The following is a 21,407-nucleotide window of genomic DNA, read 5'->3' on the forward strand; positions in this document are numbered from 1 at the left end:
CTGGTCGCTTCGACGAAAGGCTCCCCGATGAACATTGCTCGTCTCGCCGCCCGGCTGGCCGTGGGCGCCACCGCGGCGGCGGTGGCCACCACCGCCGCGGCCGTGCCCGCCCAGGCCGGCGCCAAGCAGCCGGGTACGCGGTCGCTGGCCGCCGTGCTCACCGCCGACAAGAGCGGCTTCGACCGCAACTCGCGGGACTTCGACGTCCTCACCAAGGCGGTCCTGACGGTGCTGCAGGCCAAGCCGGACTCGCCGGTGAAGGTGCTCACCGACGGCACTGTCGCGCTGACCGCGTTCGTGCCCAACGACTACGCGTTCCGGGAGCTGGTCCGGGACATCACCGACGCGAGGAAGCTGCCCGGCGAGAAGGCCGCCTTCGACGCGGTCGCCGGGCTCGGCGTGGACACCGTGGAGGACGTCCTGCTCTACCACGTCGTGCCCGGCGCGACGATCGACCGCAAGGCGGCGCTGAAGGCCGACGGCGCGGACCTGACCACCGCGCTCGGCGCGACCGTCGAGGTGGACGTGAAGCGCTGCTGGTACGGCCGCGAGGTGCGGCTTGTCGACGCCGACACCAGCGACCGCAACGCCAGGGTGGTGCGGTACGACATCAACAAGGGCAACAAGCAGATCGCGCACGCGGTGGACCGGGTGCTGCGCCCGATCGACCTGCCCTGAACCACCCCCGCGACGGCGTCCGGCACCCCCTGCCGGGCGCCGTCGGCGTGTGCCGCCCGCCCGCCGCGTGACCTGGCTCTGGTGGGCCGCGCGCGGTGTGCCGTACGGTGCTCGCCGTGACCGAGCACGACCCTGTCCCGCCCGGCCCCGTCGCCGTGCTCGCCAACCCGACCGCCGGCCGAGGGCGGCACCGCGGTCTGCTGCCCGGGATCCTGGAGCGCCTCGCCGCGGCGGGCCGCCCGGTCGAGCTGCTGCGCGCGGGCACCCCCGAGGAGGCGGAGGCGGCGTGCCACGCCGCTGTCGCCGGCGGCGCCGGGGCGCTGGTCGCGGTGGGCGGCGACGGCACCGTCCACCGGGCGGTGCAGGCGGTCGCCGGCACGGCAGTGCCGTTCGGGCCGGTCCCGGCGGGCACCGGCAACGACTTCGCGATGGAGACCGGCTTCCCGGCCGACCCGGCCGCCGCGGTCGAGGTGATCACCGCGGCGCTCGCCGCCGGCCGTTCCCGCCCGGTCGACCTGGCGCGGCTGTCCCGGCCCGGCGTCGCCGACCGCTGGTTCGGCGCGGTGCTCGCGGCCGGCTTCGACGCGATCGTCAACGAACGCGCCAACCGGATGCGCTGGCCGCGCGGCCCTCGCCGGTACGACCTGGCGATCGTGGTGGAGCTGGCCCGGCTGCGACCACGCCGCTACCGGCTGGTCCTGGACGGGGTGGCGCAGGAGGTGGACGCGGTGCTGATCGCTGTGGGCAACACGGCCAGCTACGGCGGCGGCATGCGGATCTGCCCGGCCGCCGACCCGCACGACGGCCTGCTGGACGTGGTGGTCGGCGGCCGCTTCGACAGGCGCACGCTGATGCGGGTCAAGCCGCAGATCTACCAGGGCACCCATGTCACGCACCCGCTGGCGCGCGTCTACCGGGCGCGGACGGTGGAGCTGGCCGCCGACGGCATCACCACGTACGCCGACGGGGAGCGCGCCTTCGAGCTGCCGGTGACCGTCAGCGCCGCGCCGGGCGCGCTGCGGCTGCTGCGCTGACCGCCGGGTCCGCCGCGGTGATCGGGTCCGGTGGCGGGGCGGCGGCGCGGACCGCGCCGGCGCTCGCGGCGACCACGAGCGCGATGGCGAGCACCTCGACCGGGCGCAGCGCCTGGCCGAGCACCAGCCAGCCGGCCACGGCGGCGATCGCCGGACCGAGACTCATCATCACCGCGAACGTCGCCGTCGGCAGCCGCCGCAGCGCGGCCAGTTCCAGGCTGTACGGCAGCACCGAGGCGAGCAGCGCCAGCGCGGCGCCCAGCCCGAGCACCACCGGATCGGCCAGGCGGCCGCCCGCGTCGGCCAGCCCGAACGGCAACGTGAGCAGCGCGGCCACGGTCAGCGCCAGGGCCAGCCCGTCGGCGCCGGCGAACCGCGCGCCGACCCGCGCCGAGCAGACGATGTACGCCGCCCACAGGGCGCCCGCCGTCAGCGCGAGCGCGGCGCCGGCCGGGTCGAGCCGGTCGAAGCCGCCCTGCCCGAGCAGGGCCACCCCGGCCAGCGCCAGCGCGGCCCAGCACCAGGCGGCCACCCGGCGCGCGGCGAGCACTGACAGCGCCAGCGGGCCGAGCACCTCAAGGGTGACGGCCGGGCCGAGCGGGATCCGCCCGATCGCCTGGTAGAAGATCGAGTTCATGCCGGCCAGGGCCAGCCCGAACGCCAGCACGGCGCCCCAGTCGCGGCGGCCGTACCCGCGTACCCGGGGGCGGCAGACCACGAGCATCACCAGCGCGCCGATGGTCAGCCGCAACGTCACCGCCCCGGCCACCCCGGTACGCGGGAACAGCAGCGCGGCCAGCGCGGAGCCGAACTGCACCGACAGCGCCCCGCCGAGCACCAGCGCGACCCCGCCGAGCCGTCCCGGCGCGCGCGACGGCACGGGGTGGGCACCGGTCATGCCCTGACGGTAGCCGGTCCGCCGCGACGCCCTTCCGCCGCCGGGTGGGCCGGCGCTCAGCCGGCTCCGGCCAGGTCGAGCACCGCGCCGAGCCCGTTCGGGCGGCCCGCGTCGGCGCAGGGCAGCACCAGCACGCCGCACCCGGCGGCCACCGCGCCGGCGTCGGCCGGTGTGTCACCCACCATGAGCGTGCGCTCCGGGTCGACGCCGAGCATCCCACAGGCGCGCAGGAAGATGCCCGGGTCCGGCTTGCAACGCCCCACCTCGTACGACAGCGCGTACGCGTCGACGAGCGCGTCGAGATCCCAGGCGGCGAACAGCGGCCGCAGGTCGAAGCCGATGTTGCTGACCACCGCCACCTTCACCCCGGCGGACCGCAGCGCGCCCAGCACCGGCGCGGTGTCCGGGTACGGCACCCAGCCCTCGGGCACCAGCACCCGCTCGTAGAGCGCGTCGGCCAGCCCGTCGATGCCGGTGTCCACGGTCTCGGCCAGCCCGGTGTACGCGCCCCGGTGCGCGTGCGGGTAGAGATCGCGGTCGGCCCACAGCTCGGCCAGCCGGGGCGGCACCCGGGCCGGCAGCGGGCCGCCGGCGCGTCCGGCGGTGAGCAGCCGGTCGGCCAGCGAGGTGGCCCGGATCCGGTCCAGCTCGACGCCGCAGGCCGCCGCGGCGGCGAGCACCCAGGCCAGCGGCTCCTCCACCTGGGCGAGGGTGCCGTGGAAGTCGAAGAGCACCGCCTCCACGGGCCGGCGGGACGGGCTCGCGCGGACGGCGTCGTCCGCGCCGCTCGAGAGGTGGGGCAGTTCGGTACGGTCCGGCACGTCGTGCACCCTACCTACCCGCTCCGACTGCCCTGCCGGACGGCCTTGACCGGTACTCGTCGGTCGTACCGATTAATCTTGGTGTCATGTCGAGCCCCGCCGAGCGGTACGCCGCGGCGCGCCGCCGGGCCGCGCAGGCTTCCGCCTTCCCGGCCCTGGACGAATTCTCCCTGGATCTCGGTTTCGATCTCGACGACTTCCAGCGCGAGGCGTGCGAGGCGCTGGAGCGGGGCAGCGGCGTGCTGGTCTGCGCGCCCACCGGCGCCGGCAAGACCGTGGTGGGCGAGTTCGCGGTGCACCTGGCGCTGCGCGGCCGGCCCGGCGGAGACGCGCCCGAGGCCCGGCGCAAGTGCTTCTACACCACGCCGATCAAGGCGCTGTCCAACCAGAAGTACCACGACCTGGTGGACCGCTACGGCGCCGAGCACGTCGGCCTGCTCACCGGCGACAACGCGATAAACGGCGACGCGCCGGTGGTGGTGATGACCACCGAGGTGCTGCGCAACATGCTCTACGCCGGCTCGGCGACGCTCAAGGGCCTGGCGTACGTGGTGATGGACGAGGTCCACTACCTGGCCGACCGGTTCCGCGGCGGGGTCTGGGAAGAGGTGATCATCCACCTGCCGGAGTCGGTCACGCTGGTGTCGCTGTCGGCCACCGTCTCCAACGCCGAGGAGTTCGCCGACTGGCTGGTCACCGTGCGGGGCGAGACCGCGGTGGTGGTCTCCGAGCACCGGCCGGTGCCGCTGTGGCAGCACATGCTCGTCGGCAAGCGGATGTTCGACCTGTTCCACGACGCCGACGCGGCCCGCAAGCACGACGTGCACCCCGAGCTGCTGCGTTACACCCGGGACACGATGCGCCGCCTGGAGCTGGGCGAGGGCCGCAGCGCCGGTCCCGGCGGCGGACGGCGCGGCCCCCGCTGGCGCGGCCCGATGCGCCCGGACATCGTCGACCGGCTCGACCGGGAGGGCCTGCTGCCGGCCATCCTGTTCATCTTCAGCCGGGCCGGCTGCGACGCCGCCGTGCAGCAGTGCCTCGCCGCCGGGCTGCGCCTGACCTCCGCGGAGGAACGCGCCGAGATCCGCCGGGTGGTCGAGTCCAAGGTCACCGCCATCCCCGGCGAGGACCTGTCGGTGCTCGGCTACTGGGAGTGGCTCGACGGGCTGGAGCGCGGCCTGGCCGCGCACCACGCCGGCATGCTCCCGGCGTTCAAGGAGGTGGTCGAGGAGCTGTTCGTCCGCGGGCTGGTCAAGGCCGTCTTCGCCACCGAGACGCTCGCGCTGGGCATCAACATGCCGGCCCGCTGCGTGGTGCTGGAACGCCTGGTCAAGTTCAACGGCGAGGCGCACGTCGACCTCACCCCCGGCGAGTACACCCAGCTCACCGGCCGGGCCGGCCGCCGCGGCATCGACGTGGAGGGCCACGCGGTGGTGGTCTGGTCGCCGGAGACCGACCCCCGGCACGTCGCCGGGCTCGCCTCCACCCGCACCTACCCGCTGCGCTCCAGCTTCCGGCCGTCGTACAACATGGCCGTCAACCTGGTCGGCAGCGTCGGCGCGGCGCCCGCGCGGGAGCTGCTGGAGTCCTCGTTCGCGCAGTTCCAGGCCGACCGGTCGGTGGTCGGCCTGGCCCGGCAGGTGCAGCGCAACACCGAGACGATCGAGGCCTACGGCGCGGAGGCCGCCTGCCACCACGGCGACTTCGACGAGTACTTCGCGCTGCGGGTGGCGATCGCCGACCGGGAACGCGCCATCGCCCGGCAGGGGCAGACCCAGCGCAAGGCGGCGGCCGTCGCCTCGCTGGAGCGGCTGCGGGTCGGTGACGTGATCCGGGTGCCGTCCGGGCGGCGGGCCGGCCTGGCCGTGGTGCTGGATCCGGCCACGGGCGGGTTCGGCGAGCCCCGGCCGCTGGTCCTCACCCAGGACCGCTGGGCCGGGCGGGTGACCCCGGGCGACTTCACCACCCCGGCCGAGGTGCTCACCCGCATCCGGGTGCCGAAGCACTTCAACCACCGCTCGCCCGCCGCCCGGCGGGACCTGGCCGCGGCGGTCAGCGGCACCGGCCTGGACCGCCACGGCGGCCGGCGGGGCGGTCGGTCCCGTCAGGCGGTGGGGGAGGACCACCGGCTCAGCCAGCTCCGCGTCGAGCTGCGCGCGCACCCGTGCCACGCCTGCCCGGACCGGGAGGAGCACGCCCGCTGGGCGGAGCGGCGGCGTCGGCTGGAGCGCGACACCGAGGAGTTGCGCGAGCGGGTGTCCGGGCGGACCGGCTCGCTTGCCCGTACCTTCGACCGGATCGTCGCGTTGCTCACCGCGCGCGGCTACCTGGCCGCCGACGGCGAGGTCACCGACGTCGGGCGGATGCTGGCCCGGATCTGGACCGAGGCCGACCTGCTGGTGGCCGAGTGCCTGCGCCGCCGGGTGTGGGACGGCCTGTCCCCGGCCGAGCTGGCCGCCGCCGTGTCGGTGGTGGTCTTCGAGGCACGGCGGGACGTCGACGAGCGGGCCTCGCTGCCGCGCGGCGCGGTGGCCGACGCGGTCGACGAGACGCTCAAGCTGTGGGGCGACATCGAGGCGGACGAGGCGGCGCGCGGCCTGGCCGTGACCCGGGAGCCGGATCTCGGCTTCGCCTGGCCGATCTACCGGTGGGCGCGCGGTGAGGCGCTGGCGAAGGTGCTGGCCAGCGGCCACCAGATCGACGGGGAGATGCCGGCCGGCGACTTCGTCCGCTGGGCGCGCCAGGTGGTCGACCTGCTCGGCCAGCTCGCCGACTCGGGTGGCGCCTCGGCCGAGCTGCGCGGCACCGCCCGGCAGGCCATCGCGGCGGTGAACCGGGGCGTGCTGGCCTACCACGCGTCCGCCTGATGGTCATTTCGGGTCACCGGTTGCCGGAACCGGCACACCGCTGCGTCACCCTGTCGCGACCGTGCGAATTGTCGGGGGGTCGGCGTGCGACCTGACCACGTGCTGCCCGATCATTGCCGGGGAGCGCCGTGGCTTCGCGCTCGTGGGCGGATGTGAGGGAAGGGCCTCGTGGGCGAGATCAATCACTTCGAGTACGGGTGGATCACACCCGCGCTCAGCTACGCGTTGTCAGTGCTCGGCTCGGCGCTCGGGCTGGTCTGCGCCGGGCGGATCCGGACCGCCACCAGCGGCGGCCAGCGCGTCTGGTGGGGCCTGCTCGCCGCGTGGGCGCTGGGTGGCACCGCCATCTGGGCCATGCACTTCATGGCGATGCTCGGGTTCGCCGTCGCCGGCACCCGGATCCGCTACGACGTGCCGCTGACGGCCGCCAGCACGGCCATCGCGGTGGCGGCGGTCGGCATCGGCCTGGCGATCGTGGGCACCGGCCGGCTCGCCGCGCCCCGGCTGCTCGCCGGCGGGTTCTTCACCGGCGCCGGGGTGGCCGCCATGCACTACACCGGCATGGCCGCCATGCGCCTGGACGGCTCGCTCGGCTACGACCCGCTGCGGGTGACGCTGTCGGTGGTCATCGCGATCGTGGCCGCCACCGTGGCGCTCTGGCTGGCGATGACCGTGCGGCGGGTGCTCGCCATCGGCGCCTCGGCGCTCGTCATGGGCATCGCGGTGAACGGCATGCACTTCACCGGCATGAGCGCCCTGTCGGTGCACCTGCACGAGAGCCGCGGCCCGGTCTCCGGCACCGAGGTGAGCGGCTTGCTGGTGCCGATCGTGCTGGCGGTGGTCTTCGGTGTGGTCGGGCTGGTCTACGCGCTGCTCGCCGCGCCGTCGGACGACGACCGCGCCGGTCTGGCGTACGTCAGCTCGCGGCTCGGCGAGGCGCCGCAGGGCGCGCCCGCCGAACCGGCGCCGGACCCGGTCGGCCTGCGTGCCCGGTCGACGCTGGCGCAGCCCGGCGCCCCGTTCCCGTCCCGCCGGAGCACCGACCGTCGTTCGTGATCAACTGATCACGATCGGTCACCTGCCAGTGCGTCCACCAGGCGGCGGCAGGAGCCGGCCAGGTTCCAGCGCTGCGCCAGCTCCAGCAGCCGGTCCGGGTCGGCGGGGGCCGTCGGCAGCGTCGGGTCCAGCTCGGGCAGCGGCACGTCGGTGGCGACCCGGACCACCTTCGGCGCCACGGCCAGGTAGTCACGGGCGGCGTCGAGCTTGGCCCGCAGCCCCGAGGCGAAACCGGAGCGCGGGTCGTCGAGCGCGGCCAGGATGCCGTCCAGCCCGCCGTAGCGGTCGATCAGCCGGGCCGCGGTCTTCTCACCGACCCCGGCCACGCCCGGCAGGCCGTCGCTGGGGTCGCCGCGCAGCGCCGCGAAGTCGGCGTACCGGTCGGCCGGCACGCCGTAGCGGGTGCGGACCGCCGCGTCGTCGCAGTCGTCCAGCTTGGCCACGCCCCGGCCCACGTAGAGCAGGCGCACCGGATGGGCGTCGTCGACGAGCTGGAACAGGTCGCGGTCGCCGGAGACCACCTCGACCGGGCCCGGCTGGGTCACCGCGAGCGTGCCGAGCACGTCGTCGGCCTCGTAGCCGGTCGCGCCCACGGCCGGGATGCCGAGCGCGTCCAGCACCTCCAGGATCATCGGCACCTGCGGGGACAGCGTGTCCGGCACGACCTCGCCGCCCTGGGGCGCGACCCGGTGCGCCTTGTACGACGGCAGCAGCTCCACCCGCCACGCCGGCCGCCAGTCGTGGTCGAGCGCGCAGATCATCCGGTCGGGCCGGCGGGTGCGCACGAGCTGGGCGAGCATGTCGAGGAAGCCGCGTACGGCGTTCACCGGCTGGCCGTCGCCGGTCCTGGCGGCCGACTCGGGGATGCCGAAGTAGGCGCGGAAGTAGAGGCTGGGGGAGTCGATCAGGAGGATCGGCTGTCGGTATGCCACGCCGGCAAGCCTTCCACAGCCCTGTGACGAGATGGGGGAGGCGACCGCCGGGCGGTAAACCGGAGGGCGCGCGGGGCCCGCGGTGCGCAGACTGGCGGGGTGAGCTTCGTACCCGGCCTGACCCTGGCCCGCCGATTCCACGACGAGGTGGTGGGTCCGCTGCTGGCGCGGCGGCTGCCCGGCCTGCCGTACTCCGCCGGTCTGCTCGACGGCGGTTCCGAGCTGCTCGGCCTCGACACGCCGCGCTCCACCGACCACGACTGGGGTCCGCGTACCCAGGTCTTCGTGGCGGACGCGCACGACGTGGCGCCGGTACGGGCGGTGCTCGACGCGGAGTTGCCGGCGCGGTTCCTCGGCTGGCCGACCCGGTACGCCGGCGGGCCGGCGGCGCGGCTCGGCACGGTCCGCGCCGACGGCGACCGGCACGGCGTGAGCGTGGACGAGCTGGGCGGATGGCTGCGGGAGCGGCTGGGCGCCGACCCGCGCGCCGGGCTGGCGACTGCGGACTGGCTGGCGACGCCGACGCAGCGTCTGGCGGAGCTGACCGGGGGAGCGGTATTCCACGACGGGCTCGACGGCGCGCTCACCACCGTCCGGGACCGGCTCGCCTGGTATCCGGACGACGTGTGGCGGCACGTGCTGGCGTCCGGCTGGCAGCGGGTCGCGCAGGCCGAGCATCTGGCCGGCCGGTGCGCCGAGGTCGGCGACGAACTGGGCAGCCGGATCGTGGTCGCCGGACTGGCCCGGGACCTGATGCGCCTCGGCCTGCTGCTGCACCGGCGCTGGCCGCCGTACGCGAAATGGCTCGGCACGGTGTTCACGGCGCTGCCGGCCGCGGCGCCGGTGGTGGACGGGCTCGGCGCCGCGCTCGGGCCGGGTGACTGGACGGCCCGGGAGCCCGGCCTGGTGGGGGCGCTGGAGACGGTGGCCGGCTGGACGAACGACGCCGCGCTGGCGGCGCCGGTGGACCCGGCCGCCCGCCCGTTCCACGACCGGCCGTTTCTGGTGGTGGACGCCGGCCGGTTCGTCGAGGCGCTGCGCGCCGCGATCACCGACCCGCAGCTGCGTGACCGGCCGCCGGTGGGCGCGGTGGACCAGTACGTGGACAACGTGGACGTGCTCACCCGCCCGGACCGGGCCCGCCGGGTGGCCGCCGCGGTTGTCCGCGCGCCGGTCGGGGCCTAGACTCCGATTCGGGTCGCATCGATCAGCGACTGTCTATCTCGTCTCCGAGGGTCCGGGCCGCCCGTCGCAGGCGCCTCGCCGGCGAGAACGCCGCCACCTGCGGCGTTCCCACCATCGAGGAGAACACATGCTGTCCAGAATGAGCAGATTCCGGCTGCTCGGCGCGGCGCTGGCCGCCGCCGGGCTCGCCGTCGGAGCGGCGCTCGCCCTGCCGGGGCCGGCCTCGGCCGCCGCCCTGACCGAGGTGACGAACTTCGGCGCCAACCCGAGCAACCTGCGCATGTACCTGTACGTCCCGGACACCGTCGCGGCCCGGCCCGGGCTGCTCGTGGTGAACCACTACTGCACCGGCAGCGGCCCGGCCATGTACTCCGGCACTCAGTTCGCGGCGCTCGCCGACCGGTACGGCTACATCGTGGTCTACCCGTCGGTGACCCGCAGCAGCAAGTGCTTCGACGTCTCCTCGCCGCAGGCGCTGCGCCGCGACGGCGGCAGCGACCCGGTGGGCATCAAGTCGATGGTGGACTACGTGCGGCAGCGCTACCCGGTCGACTCGCAGCGGATCTTCACCACCGGCACCTCGTCCGGCGCGATGATGACGAACGTGCTGCTCGGCGACTACCCGGACGTGTTCCGGGCCGGCGCCGCCTTCGCCGGTGTGCCCTTCGCCTGCTTCGCCACCACGAACGGCTCGGAGTGGAACAGCGAGTGCGCCAACGGCCAGGTGCTCAAGACCCCGCAGCAGTGGGGTGACCTGGTGCGCAACGCCTACCCCGGCTACACCGGCCCGCGTCCGCGGATGCAGATCTGGCACGGCACCAACGACGAGACGCTGCGCTACCCGAACTTCGGCGAGCAGATCGACCAGTGGACCAACGTGAACGGGCTGAGCCAGACGCCCGCGTACACGGACAGCCCGCAGGCCGGCTACACCCGCACCCGCTACGGCGGCACCGGCGGCACCGCGACGGTCGAGGCGATCAGCATGCAGGGCGTCACGCACAACCTGCCGGTCGACGCGGCCCAGGCCATCCGCTTCTTCGGCCTGGACTCCACCGCGCCGCCGACGACCGCGCCCCCGACCACCGCGCCCCCGACGACCGCGCCCCCGACCACCGCGCCGCCCACCACCGCGCCGCCCACCACCGCGCCGCCGACCACGGAGCCGCCGACCACGCCGCCGCCGTCGGGCGCCTGCCGGATCGGGTACGTGGTGAACGCCTGGAACAACGGGCTGACCGCCGCGGTGACCATCACCAACACGTCCACCACGGCGCTCAACGGCTGGACCCTCGCGTTCACGCTGCCGGGCGGCCAGACCATCACCGGGGGCTGGAACGCCACGTACAGCCCGTCCAGCGGCGCGGTGACCGCCCGCAACGTGTCCTACAACGCGTCGATCCCACCGGGCGGCTCGGTGGACATCGGCTTCCAGGCCACCCACACCGGCAACACCGGTAGGCCCGCCGCGTTCACGCTCAACGGGAACCCCTGCACGACCACCTGATCCGCTCCACGCCGAGGCGGCGGCATCTCCAGGATGCCGCCACCTCGGCTAAGCCGCGCCGATCAGGCGCGGGCGGGCAGGGGCACCGCCGCGCGCTCAGGGAGTCCGGGTCACGGGTGCGGAGGGCGACGCCGGGAACGCGTGGTCCGGCGCGGTGTCCACGTCGCGGCGTCCGGTCAGCCGGGCCGCGGCGAAGCCGAGCAGGGGCCGGTAGATCCGTACCGAGTCGGCGAGCGCGGAGAAGTGCGAACCCGAGTTGCCGCCGTGGTAGTGGGTGGCGATGTCCACCTGCTCGACCGGCAGCCCGGCGCCCGCCAGCCGCAGCAGCACCGTCATCTCGTACTCGAAACGGTCACCGGGGATCGTGCTGAGCCAGCCGAGCAGGGCCGCCGGGTAGGCACGCAGGCCGGTCTGGGTATCGCGCACGTCCCGGCCGGTCGTCAGCCGGAACGCCACCCGGGTCGCCGCGTTGCCGAACCGGCTGCGCGCCGGGACCTCACCGTCGAATGCGCGTACGCCGAGCGTCGGCGCTCCGCTGACGCGCGTCCGCTCCACCACACGGCACACGTCGGGCACGCTGTGCTGGCCGTCGGCGTCCACACACACCACGTCGCGTCCCGGGTGGCGCGTCGCGGCGTACCGGAAGCCGGTGCGCAGCACCACGCCCTTGCCCCGGTTGACCCGGCGGCGCAGCACCGTCGCGCCCCGCGCGCGGGCCGCGCGCAGCACCCCGTCGGCGGCCGGGCCGCTGCCGTCGTCGACGACGAGCACCTCCGCGCCCGGCAGCGCGTCCTTCAGGTCGCCGACCAGTGGCGGCAGGCGGTCGCCCGGTCGGTACACCGGCACGAGCACGATCACGGGGCCTCCCGGGGGTGGTCTCGCCCGCCGGCAGGGTCCGCCGGGTCGATCAAGGACGGTCGTACCCCGGGCGCGCTCGCCTGAATCACCGTCGGGGCGTGAGGCGTCCGACCCGCTCGGCGGCGCGGGTCAGCGCCCGCTCGCGGCGCAGCGACGCCTCCGGGGTGCGCACGCCGATGAAGCCGATCCGGCTCAGCGCCCGGGCGGCCCGCTCCCGCCGCACGGGCACCGGGTCGGGCGCGGTCACCGGCACGTCGACCAGCGCCGGGCCGGACAGGCGGAGCACACGCGCGGCGAGCAGCCGGACGCGGGGCAGGTGCCACGGGTGGGAGACCAGCCCGAGCGGGCGCCGCGCGGTGAACTCCGTTGTGCCCAGCAGCCCGTCCTGGACGGTGTGCGCCAGGTTCTGCACCGTGGTGCGGGAGTGGGTCTCGGCCGCCGACCGGGCGTACGCGTCGAGCCCGGCCTCGCGCGCCAGCGCCCGCATCAGTTCGGCCTCGCGGAAGCCGGGCGGCGGGGCCGGCTCACCGGCCGGGCCGTGCGGCCAGCCGCCCGTGAACACCACCCGTGCGCCGGGGGTGCGCCGGAACGCCTCGGCGTGCGCGCGGACGTAGGCCACCGCCGCCTCGGTGCGCGCGACGCTCTCCGCGGTGAGCCGGTAGCCGCCGTCGCCGGCCGTCACTCCACGGCCGAAGACCAGCAGCACGGTGGCGGGAGGCGTCATCCCTTCACGGTACGGGCCGGATCACTCGTCGTCCGGCGGCCAGGGCGGTGTGCCGACGCCGGTGATGCGGACGCCACCCCACGGGTCCACCTCGGTCAGCCGGGCCCGGGCGGCCCGTTCGCCGATCCGGACCTCCACGTCCCGGCGGCCGGAGCGCAGCAGCCGGACCAGGCGTGGTTCCGGCTCCACCCGCCCGGCCCAGTGGTATTGGCCGTCGACCGGCTCGAACCGTCCCCCGGCGTGCAGCCGTACCGTGGTGCCGGCGATCTCGGCCGTGCCCTCCCAGGTCACCTGTCGATCCGTTCGTGCGCGCGGGTCAGCTCCGGCGGCAGGTCCGCGCCGCGCCGGACCCCCTCGATGCCGTTCCACAGCAGCGTGGTCAGGTATTCGGTGAGCGCGGCCCGGTGGATCGGCTGCCCGTGCGTGGTCCACCAGTCACCGACCGCCTGCACGAACCCGACCAGCCCGTACGCCCACGGCTCGGCCGGGCCGGCGTCGAGGCCGAGCGCGCGCAGCCGGTCGCCGATGACCCGGGCCAGCCCGGTCGCGACCTGCCGGCTGGTGCCGGTGACCACCTGCTGGATGCCGGGATGCCCGGACTCGTGCACGAGGAACCGGTAGAGCGACGGCTCCAACTCCACCACGCTCAGGTACGCGTCGATCGTCGCCTCGACCAGCGCCCGCTCCTCACGTACCTGCTCCACCGCGGGCGCGATGGCGGCCACCACGCGCGCCGCGACCACCTCGCTGACCGCGAGCCAGAGCTGCGCCTTGTCGGCGAAGTAGCGGTAGAGCACCGGTTTGCTGACCCCGGCGGCGGCGGCGACCTGGTCCATGTCGACGGTCGGGCCGTGCCGCAGCAGCGCCTGCACGGCGGCCGCGATCAGCTCCTGACGCCGCTGTTCGCGGTGGTCGGCCCAGCGGTCGCGCCGCCCGCCGGGGCGGGGCGCGGCCGGCTCCCCGCCGGCGTCGGGGCCATTGACATCGGTGGTGGTGCGTCGCATGCTACCACTCGTAACAGTTACTCGAAGTTACGTCAACATGGAGGGGTCATGGCCGGATTCCCGCGCGAGGCGGTCGCCGACCGCCTGCTCTCCGCCTCGGTGCGCACCAGCTACGACCCCATGGTCGACATCGACTGGTCGGCGCCGCCCGTGCCCGGCGCGTACTGGCTGCCGCCGTCGCGCAGCAGCCTCTACGGCACCGCGCTGTGGGACGGCATGACCGAGGACCAGCGGATCGAGCTGACCAAGCACGAGGTCGCCAGCGCGGCCAGCGCCGGGATCTGGTTCGAGACGATCCTCATGCAGATGCTGATCCGCCAGTACTACGACGCCGACCCGACCAGCCGGCACGCCCAGTACGCGCTCACCGAGGTCGCCGACGAGTGCCGGCACTCCATCATGTTCGGCCGGCTCATCGAGGCCACCCGCGCCCCGGTCTACCGCGCCGAGCCGTTCGACCACCTGCTCGGACGCTGGCTCAAGTCCACAGCGAGAGGCCCGCAGATGTACGCGGCCATCCTGATCGCCGAGGAGATCCTCGACTCGTTCCAGCGCGAGATCATGGCCGACGAGTCGTTGCAGCCGCTGATCCGGATGGTGTCGCGCATCCACGTGGTGGAGGAGGCACGGCACGTGCGCTTCGCCCGCGACGAGCTGACCCGGCAGGTCGAGGACGCCGGGCCGGTGGCGCTCGCGTACGCGCGCCTGGTGATCGGCCGGGCCGCGTACTCGATCACGCGGCGGCTGGTGCACCCGCGGGCGTACGCGGCGGTCGGGATCGACCCGGCGGCCGGCCGGGCCGCGGCGCGGGCCAACCCGCACTGGCGGGCCACCCTGCGCTGGTCCGCGCAGCGGATCGCCGAGCATCTGACCGAGCTGGGACTCGTCGCCGGGCCGGGCCGGGTGCTGTGGCGCCGGGCCGGGCTGGTGGAGGGCTGACCGGCGGCGACCCGAAGGGGAAAGGATCGCCGCCGGCCGCCCGGTCAGGAGGTGGGGAAGTTGTCCGGGGTACGGATCCGGTCGCGCATGAACGCGCCGGACTCGGTGAGCACCGACGTTCCACCGAATGAGCCGGACGCGCAGGTGCCCGGCCGAAGCGCCGCCGAACCCTCGGGGGCGTCCGAGAACGTCCAGTTGGCGTAGCTGATCTTCAGCCGGTCGAGCAGGTCGAGCCAGGCGTTGCTGCTGGCGGTGTCGACGGCGCCGTCGCCGGTGTAGGTGACGGTGCCGAACTCGGTGACGAACAGCGGGAGCCGGCTCGCCGCCCGCTGCACCTCGTTGCGGTAGTTGTCCTTGTGTGACGCGGCGTAGAAGTGGAACGCGTACATGATGTTCTGCGCCCGCACCGGGTTGTTCACGATCTCGTCGGAGTTGGCGCCGTCGGAGACGCCGAGCGAGGACCAGCCGCGCGTGCCGACGATGACCACCGCGTCCGGGTCGTTGGCCCGGATCACCGGGATGACCTGCTCGGCGTAGGTGCGGATGGTCGACCAGCTCACGCCGTTGGGCTCGTTGGTGATCTCGTAGATCACGTTCTTCTTCGCGGCGTTGCGCGCCGACACGTTGGCGAAGAACGTCTTGGCCCGGTCCAGGTTGTACATCGGGTCGCCGGGCGTCAGCGTGTGGAAGTCGATCAGCGCGTACATGCCCCGGGCCTCGGCCTTGTCCACGAGCGAGTTCACCTGGTTGGTGAAGCCGGCCGGGTTGGTCTCGTAGCCCTGCTCCTGCACGTACATCGAGATGCGCAGCAGGTCGGCCCGCCAGTCGTTCGCCAGCACGTCAAGCGAGGAGTCGGTGTAGCAGTTGGCGAACCACTGGAGGCCGTGCGTGCTCATGCCGCGCAGTTGGATCGGCCGCCCGTACTGGTTGCAGAGGTTGACGCCGCAGACCTGGAGTTGGCCGTTTATCGCGACCGGCGTGGTGCCGGTCGGGGGCGGCGGCGTCGTGGGCGGCGGCGTGCTCGGTGGGGGCGTGCTCGGCGGGGGCGTGCTCGGTGGCGGGGTGCTCGTGCCGCCGGTGCAGGCCGTGCCGTTGAGCGTGAACGACGTGGGACTCGGGTTCGACCCGGTCCACGAGCCGTTGAAGCCGACGGTGGTGCTCGCGCCGGTGCCGAGCGCGCCGTTGTAGTCCAGGCTGCGCGCGGTGACCGCCGAGCCGCTCTGCTGCCAGGTGGCCGACCACCCCTGCACGACCCGCTGGCCGCCGTCGGGGAAGGTGAAGCCCAGCGTCCAGTTGCTCACCGGGTCGCCGAGGTTGCGCACCACCACTGTCGCGGTGAAGCCGCCCTGCCAGGAGTTGGTGGTATAGGTGACGGCGCAGCCGGTTGCCGCCATCGCGTTCGTCGACGGCAGCACGGCGGTCGCCGCCAGGGCGAGCGCGCCGACCGCGCCGCCGACGAGCAGGTGCCGCCGGGACGGACGGGGAATCGAGAACATACGGGAAGGTCCCATCGTCTGGATGGTGATCGGACGGTGCCCGTCGTGAACCTGCCCGGAAAGCTCGACGTGGCTGCCTGGGGGAGCGCTCCCACGCCAGAGCGTAGAGGTGGACGCCGATGCGTGCAACCACGCGGGTCAGCGGCCGCCGCGCCGCCCGCCGTAGAGCCTAAGCGCGTTGCAGACGTCGAACACGCCCGGCACGTCCCAGGCCAGTTCGGCGGCGACCAGACGCGTCGCCGGGTCCGCCACCAGGCCGGCGAGGATGACCACCCGGTTCTGCACGGTCACGGTGATCTGCTGCCGCCGGGTGGTCCAGTCGGCGCTGAGCCGCTGCGCGACGAGCGACGCGAGCCGGGTGTCCGCGTCGTCGGGCTCCGGCCGGCCGTCGGCGAACGGGAACTCGGGGTACGGCCAGGGCATCACCACGGGGAGGTCTCCTTCTGTTCGGTCAGGACCGGCCGGCGGGACACGGGCCCCGGCGCCGGGACGCGGCCGTCGACGACTGTGAAGACGCCGTCGAGCCGCATGGTGTGCAGCACGGTGAGCACGAACCGTGACGGCGACAGCAGGCACAGCCGCCGGCCGTCGCGCCGGGCGTCCTGGTGCGCGCGCACCAGCAGGCTGAGCCCGGTGGGGTCGATCACCTCGAGCCCGGACAGGTCGACCAGCTCCACGTCGTCGCGGACGGAGCGCTCGGCGAGGGCACGGCGTACCGTCGCGGCCGGGTCGACGTCGAGGGCGGCCGGTGTGCCGGTGACCTGTTCCAGATCGTCCAGGCCCAGGCCGCCGTCGGCGATGGCCGCCCGGGTGCTGCACCGGGGGCAGTGGTGCGGTCCGGACGCGAACGGGGAGCCGACCCAGTCGTGGTCGAACACCAGCGTCCACACCACCTCGGCGTCGGGCAGCGTGGTGCCCGTACCGGTGACGCTGTCGCCGCAGCCGTCGCAGATGAGCATCATCAGGTGGTCCGCGGGTACGACAGTCACACCTCCTCCTTTCGCCGGCCACCCGGTGCGGGCGGCGTCTGCCCCTCGGCCTCCGACCCGCCCGCGGCCACCACCGCGAGCACGACCGCCACGGCGGCGAAACCGGTCTCGACCATCAGCGGCAGCAGCGGCGAGCCGCCGGTGCGGTGATCCACCAGACCGACCACGATCGCGCCGAGCAGCGCGGCCGCCACGCCGAGCGCGAGCGTCAGCCAGACCGGGACGGCCTTGCGCCCGGGCAGGACGAGACGTCCCAACCCGCCGACGGCCAGGCCCACCACGAGCGCTCCGACGAGCGTGCTGCCGGTCACCGATCCTCCTCAGCGTGATGCGGACGCGACCCGGGCCCGGCCGCGCGCGGCCGGACGGGGCGTGTCGACGACGGGTACCGCACCCAGCCCGGAGGTCTCCAGGATGCGCCGGATCCGCGGGTGTGGATTGCTCAGCGTGAGCCGGCCGTCCTGCCGCGCCAGCCGACGGTGCACGTCCAGCAGCAGCGCGAGGGCGGCGGGGTCCACATGCCGGCACCCGGCGAGGTCGATCGTCAGCTCGCGGGGCCGCAGCGCGAGGATGCGGTCCAGCACGTGGGCGACCTCGGGCAGCCCGGCGAGGTCCAGCTCGTCGGTGATGTCCACGCGCACGTGCGGCACGGCGGACTCCGGCGGGGACGGCAGGGTGGCGGGCATCGCGTCGCTTCCGTGGTCGGATCGGGGCAGACCTCACTCTGCGCGCGGATCTTGGAGGTCCCCGGACGGTTGCATGACGGTTCGATGACAAAAAGCACGAACGGCCTGCGCAATTGGGCGACCCGTGCGGGGCCGGTCATGATGCCCATATGACGGCCGTACTGGTGATCGAGGACGACGACCGCATCCGGCTCGCGTTGCAGCTCGCCCTGGAGGAGGAGGGCTACGAGGCGCACGGCGAGCCGACCGCCGAGGACGGGCTGCGCCGGCAGCGGGAGAAGCCGGCCGACTACGTGCTCGTCGACCTGATGCTGCCCGGCATGAACGGCTTCGACTGCATCCGGCAACTGCGCCGCGACGACGACGTGCCGGTCGTGGTGATCAGCGCCCGCGACGACACCCACGACATCGTCGCCGCGCTGGAGGCCGGCGCCGACGACTACGTGGTGAAGCCGGTCGCGATCAAGGAGCTGTCCGCCCGGCTGCGGGCGCTGCGACGGCGCGTGCGCACGGTGTCCGGGCCCGTGCCCGCCCAGTTCTTCGGCGACCTGGAGATCAGCGCGGAGGCCGGCGAGGTGCGGCGCTCGGGCCGGCCGGTGCCGGTCACCCGGACCGAGTTCCGGCTGCTCTGCGAGCTGGCCGAGCACGCCGGGCGGGTGCTGTCGCGCCAGCAGTTGCTCAGCCGGGTCTGGGGCTACGAGACCGGCGACGAGCGGCTGGTCGACGTGCACGTGGGTCGGCTGCGGCAGAAGATCGAACCCGACCCGGCCAACCCGCGCCACCTGGTCACCCTGCGCGGTCTCGGCTACAAGCTCCAGCGATGACCCGTCCCGGACTCCGCGCCCGGGTCACCGCGGCGTTCGCCGTCGGCGCGTTGCTGCTGTCGGCGCTGATGGCCCTCTTCTCGTACGACCTGACCCGGCGCTCGCTGCTCGACGAGCGGGAGCGCGCGGCGGTGCGGGCCGCCTACTACGACGCCGCCGTGGTTCGCTCCGGCCTGGACACCGGCACCCCGGACGTGGTGGCGGTGCTGCGCTCGCTCGACACCGGCAGCGCCCGCCGGCCGCTGCTGCACCTGCCCGACGGCTGGTACGCCCGGACCGCCGACGTGGGCGCCAGCTCGGTGCCGCCGGAGTTGCAGCGCATGGTGGCCGCCGGCAAACCCGCGGTGCAGCGCATCCGGCTCGACGGTCAGCCCGCGCTGCTGGTCGGCGTGCCGCTGCCCGGCGCGCTCGGCTACTACGAGCTGACCTCGCTGCGGGAGGTCGAGGAGACGTTCCAGGTGGTGGGGCTGGCGCTGATCGCCGTGGCGATCATGGTCGCCGGGGCGGGCGCGGCGCTCGGCTGGTACGCCACCCGGCACAGCCTGCGGCCGCTCACCGCGGTGGCCGACGCGGCGGAGCGGATCGCGGCCGGCGACTTCGCCACCCGGCTCGACCCGACCACCGATCCCGACCTCACCCGCCTGTCCAGCTCCTTCAACGAGATGGTCGACAAGCTGGTGCACCGCATCGAGCGGGACCGGCGCTTCGCCGCCGACGTGAGCCACGAGCTGCGCTCGCCGTTGCAGACACTGTCCGCCGCCGCGAGCGTGCTCAACCGCCGCCGGGAGCACCAGGACGAACGCACGGCGACCGCGGCGGGCCTGGTCGCCGACGAGGTGACCCGGTTCCAGCGCCTGGTCGACGACCTGATCCAGCTGGCCCGTACCGAGCAGCCGGCCCACCGCGAGACGGTCGACGTGGTGGAGCTGGCCCGGGCCTGCTGCCGGGAGCGGTCGCTGCCGGAGAGCCTGGTGACTGTCGACGGCGACGCCTCGCACCTGTGGTGGGTCGACCGGCGCCGGTTCGCCCAGACGCTGCTGAATCTGGTGGAGAACGCCGAGCGGTACGGCGGTGGGCCTGTCGCCGTACGCCTCGGCGGACGCGACGGAGTGGGCGTGCTGGAGGTCGACGACGCCGGTCCGGGCGTGCCGCCCGCCGACCGCGAGATCATCTTCGACCGGTTCGTCAGGGGGCGGGCGGCGCACGACCGGGCCGGCACCGACGGCACCGGCCTCGGGCTCGCCCTGGTGGCGCAGCACGCCGCCGCGCACGGGGGGACGGCCGCCGTGCTGGACCGCGAGCCCGGCGCGCGCTTCCGCGTCGAGCTGCCCGGAGCGCTGCGATGAGCCGGCGGCGGCTCCTGCCCGGCCTGCTCGCGGCCGTGCTGCTGGCCGGCTGCGGTGTTCCGGTGGACGACGAGCCCCGGCTGGTGCAGACGCCGCCCGGCGCGTTCCCGACCCCGGCCGTGTCCTCGACCGTCGATGCGGACGGGCGGGTGGACGAGCCGTTCTGCTTCGTCCGGGACGACGGCCTGGTCGTGGTCAAGCGCCGGGTCGACGGGCTGCCGGAGGTGGACGCGCATCTTCAGCACCTGCTGGCCGGGCCGGACGGCGGTGAGCGCCGGCAGGGGCTGGCCACGGCGCTTCCGGGCACCGTGGCGGTCGCCGGGGCGACGCTCGCCGGCACGCTTGCCACCGTCGACGTGCGCCAGGTCGGCGAGGAGACCGGCCGCAACGACGAGGTGCTCGCCTTCGGGCAGATCGTGTGCAGCCTCACTCAGCGGCCCGACGTGTACAGCGTGGTGTTCCGCCGGGACGGGCAGCCGCTGGAGGTGCCGCGCGCGGACGGGAGCCTCTCCGTGTTGCCGCTCACCGCTGCCGACTACCGCCCGCTGATGCCTCGCTGATGCACCCGCATCGGCCCTTTGTCCGGTTGTGCCCAATAATCTCCATCGTCCTTTCGGTTGATTTGGCGGTGGCCTTTGGTCTAGTGTGGCTGGCACGACCGGTGTGGGAGGCCACCCGTTCTCCGAGGACAGGAAGGGCAGCATGACCACGATGACCATGGCTTCGACCGCGACCGAGGTGCACCGCGCGCCGCAGACCGGTGAGGAGTCCCGTGCCAGCGAGCTGATCACGGCGCTCGCCGCACTGCCCGCCGACCACCCGCAGCGGGCCGCCCTGCGCAACCAGGTCATCGAGGCGTGGCTGCCGCTGGCCAACCACCTGGCCGCCCGCTACAGCGGTCGCGGCGAGCCCGCCGGCGACCTGGCGCAGACCGCGGCGCTCGGCCTGATCAAGGCGGTCGACCGGTTCGACGCCTCGCGCGGCGTCGACTTCGCCGGGTTCGCCATCCCGACGATCCTCGGCGAGATCAAGCGGCACTTCCGCGACCGCACCTGGAACATCCGGGTGCCGCGCCGCCTCCAGGAGCTGCGGCTGCGCATCTCCGAGGCGAACAGCACGCTGACCCAGACGCTCAACCGGGCCCCGACCGTCGCCGACATCGCGGCCCACCTCGACGTCACCGAGGAAGAGGTGCTGGAGGGCCTGGAGGGCGCCCGCGCGTACAACGCGGTCTCGCTGTCCACCCCGATCGGCGACGGCGACAGCGCCACCGAGCTGGGCGACACGCTCGGCACCGAGGACAACGAGTACGAGCTGGCCGAGCTGCGCGCCTCGCTCGGCCCGGCGCTCGCCACTCTCGACGAGCGCGAGCAGAAGATCCTCACGCTGCGCTTCTACGGCAACCTGACCCAGAGCGAGATCGCCGCCCGGGTCGGTGTCTCCCAGATGCACGTGTCCCGGCTGCTCGCCCGCGCGCTGACCAAGCTGCGTGGCCAGCTCACCGAGGCCTGATCCACCCGACCGCGACCCCCGCCGGCCCACCCGGCGGGGGTCGCGTCGTCT

The 21,407-nt window shown here is 74.4% G+C and carries 23 protein-coding genes; 11 read left to right on the forward strand and 12 right to left on the reverse strand.

What is annotated here, in order from left to right; translation table 11 throughout:
- The first annotated feature begins 27 nt into the window (after nt 1–27).
- Entirely contained in the window at nt 28–678 is a 651-nt protein-coding gene (locus ACFYON_RS23400; RefSeq protein ID WP_354872042.1) for a fasciclin domain-containing protein, read from the forward strand.
- 107 nt (nt 679–785) lie between these two features.
- Complete coding sequence (locus ACFYON_RS23405; RefSeq protein WP_387189371.1) at nt 786–1,712, forward strand: diacylglycerol kinase family protein; 927 nt, start codon at nt 786–788, stop codon at nt 1,710–1,712.
- Here the strand turns inward: ACFYON_RS23405 and ACFYON_RS23410 are convergent.
- Nucleotides 1,675–2,610 (reverse strand): DMT family transporter, encoded by a 936-nt coding sequence (locus ACFYON_RS23410; protein ID WP_387189369.1) that lies wholly within the window; start codon nt 2,608–2,610, stop codon nt 1,675–1,677. The two genes, ACFYON_RS23405 and ACFYON_RS23410, sit on opposite strands and share 38 nt — an antisense overlap.
- A gap of 56 nt (nt 2,611–2,666) precedes the next feature.
- A complete protein-coding gene (locus ACFYON_RS23415; protein WP_387188987.1) occupies nt 2,667–3,431 on the reverse strand; it encodes an HAD family hydrolase in 765 nt (254 codons plus the stop codon).
- 86 nt (nt 3,432–3,517) lie between these two features.
- On the opposite strand from ACFYON_RS23415, the gene ACFYON_RS23420 reads away from it, so the two are divergent.
- Together ACFYON_RS23420 and ACFYON_RS23425 are read left to right on the forward strand one after the other, a co-directional pair.
- Entirely contained in the window at nt 3,518–6,298 is a 2,781-nt protein-coding gene (locus tag ACFYON_RS23420) for a DEAD/DEAH box helicase (protein ID WP_354872048.1), read from the forward strand.
- A gap of 168 nt (nt 6,299–6,466) precedes the next feature.
- Nucleotides 6,467–7,354, forward strand: a complete 888-nt coding sequence (locus ACFYON_RS23425) for an MHYT domain-containing protein (RefSeq protein ID WP_354872050.1) — start codon at nt 6,467–6,469, stop codon at nt 7,352–7,354.
- Nucleotides 7,355–7,362: 8 nt separating this feature from the next.
- Here ACFYON_RS23425 and ACFYON_RS23430 read toward each other — a convergent pair whose 3' ends face one another.
- Entirely contained in the window at nt 7,363–8,286 is a 924-nt protein-coding gene (locus tag ACFYON_RS23430; RefSeq protein WP_387189366.1) for a 5'-3' exonuclease H3TH domain-containing protein, read from the reverse strand.
- 99 nt (nt 8,287–8,385) lie between these two features.
- Between ACFYON_RS23430 and ACFYON_RS23435 the strand changes: the two genes are divergently transcribed.
- Both ACFYON_RS23435 and ACFYON_RS23440 read left to right on the forward strand, forming a co-directional pair.
- On the forward strand, nt 8,386–9,471 hold the full coding sequence (locus ACFYON_RS23435) for a DUF4037 domain-containing protein (RefSeq protein ID WP_354872055.1): 1,086 nt from the start codon (nt 8,386–8,388) through the stop codon (nt 9,469–9,471).
- A gap of 127 nt (nt 9,472–9,598) precedes the next feature.
- Nucleotides 9,599–10,978 (forward strand): PHB depolymerase family esterase, encoded by a 1,380-nt coding sequence (locus tag ACFYON_RS23440; protein WP_387189364.1) that lies wholly within the window; start codon nt 9,599–9,601, stop codon nt 10,976–10,978.
- Nucleotides 10,979–11,074: 96 nt separating this feature from the next.
- On the opposite strand, the gene ACFYON_RS23445 is transcribed toward ACFYON_RS23440, so the two are convergent.
- From ACFYON_RS23445 to ACFYON_RS23460, 4 genes are all read right to left on the reverse strand, one after another.
- On the reverse strand, nt 11,075–11,836 hold the full coding sequence (locus ACFYON_RS23445; protein ID WP_387189362.1) for a glycosyltransferase family 2 protein: 762 nt from the start codon (nt 11,834–11,836) through the stop codon (nt 11,075–11,077).
- Between the two features lie 85 nt (nt 11,837–11,921).
- Complete coding sequence (locus ACFYON_RS23450) at nt 11,922–12,560, reverse strand: YdcF family protein (protein WP_387189360.1); 639 nt, start codon at nt 12,558–12,560, stop codon at nt 11,922–11,924.
- A gap of 21 nt (nt 12,561–12,581) precedes the next feature.
- On the reverse strand, nt 12,582–12,851 hold the full coding sequence (locus ACFYON_RS23455; protein ID WP_354872067.1) for a DUF4873 domain-containing protein: 270 nt from the start codon (nt 12,849–12,851) through the stop codon (nt 12,582–12,584).
- Nucleotides 12,848–13,564 (reverse strand): TetR/AcrR family transcriptional regulator, encoded by a 717-nt coding sequence (locus ACFYON_RS23460; protein WP_354872069.1) that lies wholly within the window; start codon nt 13,562–13,564, stop codon nt 12,848–12,850. The genes ACFYON_RS23455 and ACFYON_RS23460 overlap by 4 nt, the downstream gene beginning before the upstream one ends.
- 48 nt (nt 13,565–13,612) lie before the next feature.
- Here ACFYON_RS23460 and ACFYON_RS23465 point away from each other — a divergent pair, with 48 nt between their 5' ends.
- Nucleotides 13,613–14,503, forward strand: a complete 891-nt coding sequence (locus ACFYON_RS23465; RefSeq protein WP_354872071.1) for a diiron oxygenase — start codon at nt 13,613–13,615, stop codon at nt 14,501–14,503.
- 44 nt (nt 14,504–14,547) lie between these two features.
- Here ACFYON_RS23465 and ACFYON_RS23470 read toward each other — a convergent pair whose 3' ends face one another.
- The 5 genes from ACFYON_RS23470 to ACFYON_RS23490 all read right to left on the reverse strand — a co-directional run bounded on the left by ACFYON_RS23470 (nt 14,548) and on the right by ACFYON_RS23490 (nt 17,674).
- The gene (locus ACFYON_RS23470; RefSeq protein WP_387189438.1) at nt 14,548–15,999 is read right to left on the reverse strand and encodes a cellulase family glycosylhydrolase; all 1,452 of its coding nucleotides are present in this window, start codon (nt 15,997–15,999) and stop codon (nt 14,548–14,550) included.
- Nucleotides 16,000–16,137: 138 nt separating this feature from the next.
- A complete protein-coding gene (locus tag ACFYON_RS23475; RefSeq protein WP_354872074.1) occupies nt 16,138–16,428 on the reverse strand; it encodes a BON domain-containing protein in 291 nt (96 codons plus the stop codon).
- The gene (locus ACFYON_RS23480) at nt 16,422–16,988 is read right to left on the reverse strand and encodes an STAS domain-containing protein (RefSeq protein ID WP_355096138.1); all 567 of its coding nucleotides are present in this window, start codon (nt 16,986–16,988) and stop codon (nt 16,422–16,424) included. Before ACFYON_RS23480 ends, ACFYON_RS23475 begins: the two co-directional genes overlap by 7 nt.
- Entirely contained in the window at nt 16,985–17,299 is a 315-nt protein-coding gene (locus ACFYON_RS23485; RefSeq protein ID WP_354872078.1) for a hypothetical protein, read from the reverse strand. Before ACFYON_RS23485 ends, ACFYON_RS23480 begins: the two co-directional genes overlap by 4 nt.
- A gap of 9 nt (nt 17,300–17,308) precedes the next feature.
- On the reverse strand, nt 17,309–17,674 hold the full coding sequence (locus ACFYON_RS23490; RefSeq protein ID WP_354872080.1) for an STAS domain-containing protein: 366 nt from the start codon (nt 17,672–17,674) through the stop codon (nt 17,309–17,311).
- 149 nt (nt 17,675–17,823) lie between these two features.
- Here ACFYON_RS23490 and ACFYON_RS23495 point away from each other — a divergent pair, with 149 nt between their 5' ends.
- The 4 genes from ACFYON_RS23495 (at nt 17,824) to ACFYON_RS23510 (ending at nt 21,356) form a co-directional block, all read left to right on the forward strand.
- Nucleotides 17,824–18,498: a response regulator transcription factor gene (locus tag ACFYON_RS23495; protein ID WP_354872083.1), complete on the forward strand. Its 675-nt coding sequence runs from the start codon at nt 17,824–17,826 to the stop codon at nt 18,496–18,498.
- On the forward strand, nt 18,495–19,844 hold the full coding sequence (locus ACFYON_RS23500) for a HAMP domain-containing sensor histidine kinase (protein ID WP_354872085.1): 1,350 nt from the start codon (nt 18,495–18,497) through the stop codon (nt 19,842–19,844). The genes ACFYON_RS23495 and ACFYON_RS23500 overlap by 4 nt, the downstream gene beginning before the upstream one ends.
- Nucleotides 19,841–20,404 (forward strand): GerMN domain-containing protein, encoded by a 564-nt coding sequence (locus tag ACFYON_RS23505; RefSeq protein WP_354872088.1) that lies wholly within the window; start codon nt 19,841–19,843, stop codon nt 20,402–20,404. The genes ACFYON_RS23500 and ACFYON_RS23505 overlap by 4 nt, the downstream gene beginning before the upstream one ends.
- 142 nt (nt 20,405–20,546) lie before the next feature.
- Nucleotides 20,547–21,356, forward strand: a complete 810-nt coding sequence (locus tag ACFYON_RS23510; RefSeq protein WP_354872090.1) for a SigB/SigF/SigG family RNA polymerase sigma factor — start codon at nt 20,547–20,549, stop codon at nt 21,354–21,356.
- Nucleotides 21,357–21,407 lie beyond the last annotated feature (51 nt).

The sequence above is a fragment of the Micromonospora sp. NPDC005686 genome (genome assembly GCF_042871665.1).
Lineage (GTDB): Bacteria > Actinomycetota > Actinomycetes > Mycobacteriales > Micromonosporaceae > Micromonospora.

Coding starts and splice junctions, on each gene's coding strand:
- ACFYON_RS23400 (WP_354872042.1), top strand. CDS start 28: ATGAACATTGCTCGTCTCGCCGCCCGGCTGGCCGTGGGCGCCACCGCG.
- ACFYON_RS23410 (WP_387189369.1), bottom strand. CDS start 2,610: ATGACCGGTGCCCACCCCGTGCCGTCGCGCGCGCCGGGACGGCTCGGC.
- ACFYON_RS23420 (WP_354872048.1), top strand. CDS start 3,518: ATGTCGAGCCCCGCCGAGCGGTACGCCGCGGCGCGCCGCCGGGCCGCG.
- ACFYON_RS23440 (WP_387189364.1), top strand. CDS start 9,599: ATGCTGTCCAGAATGAGCAGATTCCGGCTGCTCGGCGCGGCGCTGGCC.
- ACFYON_RS23450 (WP_387189360.1), bottom strand. CDS start 12,560: ATGACGCCTCCCGCCACCGTGCTGCTGGTCTTCGGCCGTGGAGTGACG.
- ACFYON_RS23460 (WP_354872069.1), bottom strand. CDS start 13,564: ATGCGACGCACCACCACCGATGTCAATGGCCCCGACGCCGGCGGGGAG.
- ACFYON_RS23465 (WP_354872071.1), top strand. CDS start 13,613: ATGGCCGGATTCCCGCGCGAGGCGGTCGCCGACCGCCTGCTCTCCGCC.
- ACFYON_RS23470 (WP_387189438.1), bottom strand. CDS start 15,999: ATGTTCTCGATTCCCCGTCCGTCCCGGCGGCACCTGCTCGTCGGCGGC.
- ACFYON_RS23490 (WP_354872080.1), bottom strand. CDS start 17,674: ATGCCCGCCACCCTGCCGTCCCCGCCGGAGTCCGCCGTGCCGCACGTG.
- ACFYON_RS23495 (WP_354872083.1), top strand. CDS start 17,824: ATGACGGCCGTACTGGTGATCGAGGACGACGACCGCATCCGGCTCGCG.
- ACFYON_RS23500 (WP_354872085.1), top strand. CDS start 18,495: ATGACCCGTCCCGGACTCCGCGCCCGGGTCACCGCGGCGTTCGCCGTC.
- ACFYON_RS23505 (WP_354872088.1), top strand. CDS start 19,841: ATGAGCCGGCGGCGGCTCCTGCCCGGCCTGCTCGCGGCCGTGCTGCTG.
- ACFYON_RS23510 (WP_354872090.1), top strand. CDS start 20,547: ATGACCACGATGACCATGGCTTCGACCGCGACCGAGGTGCACCGCGCG.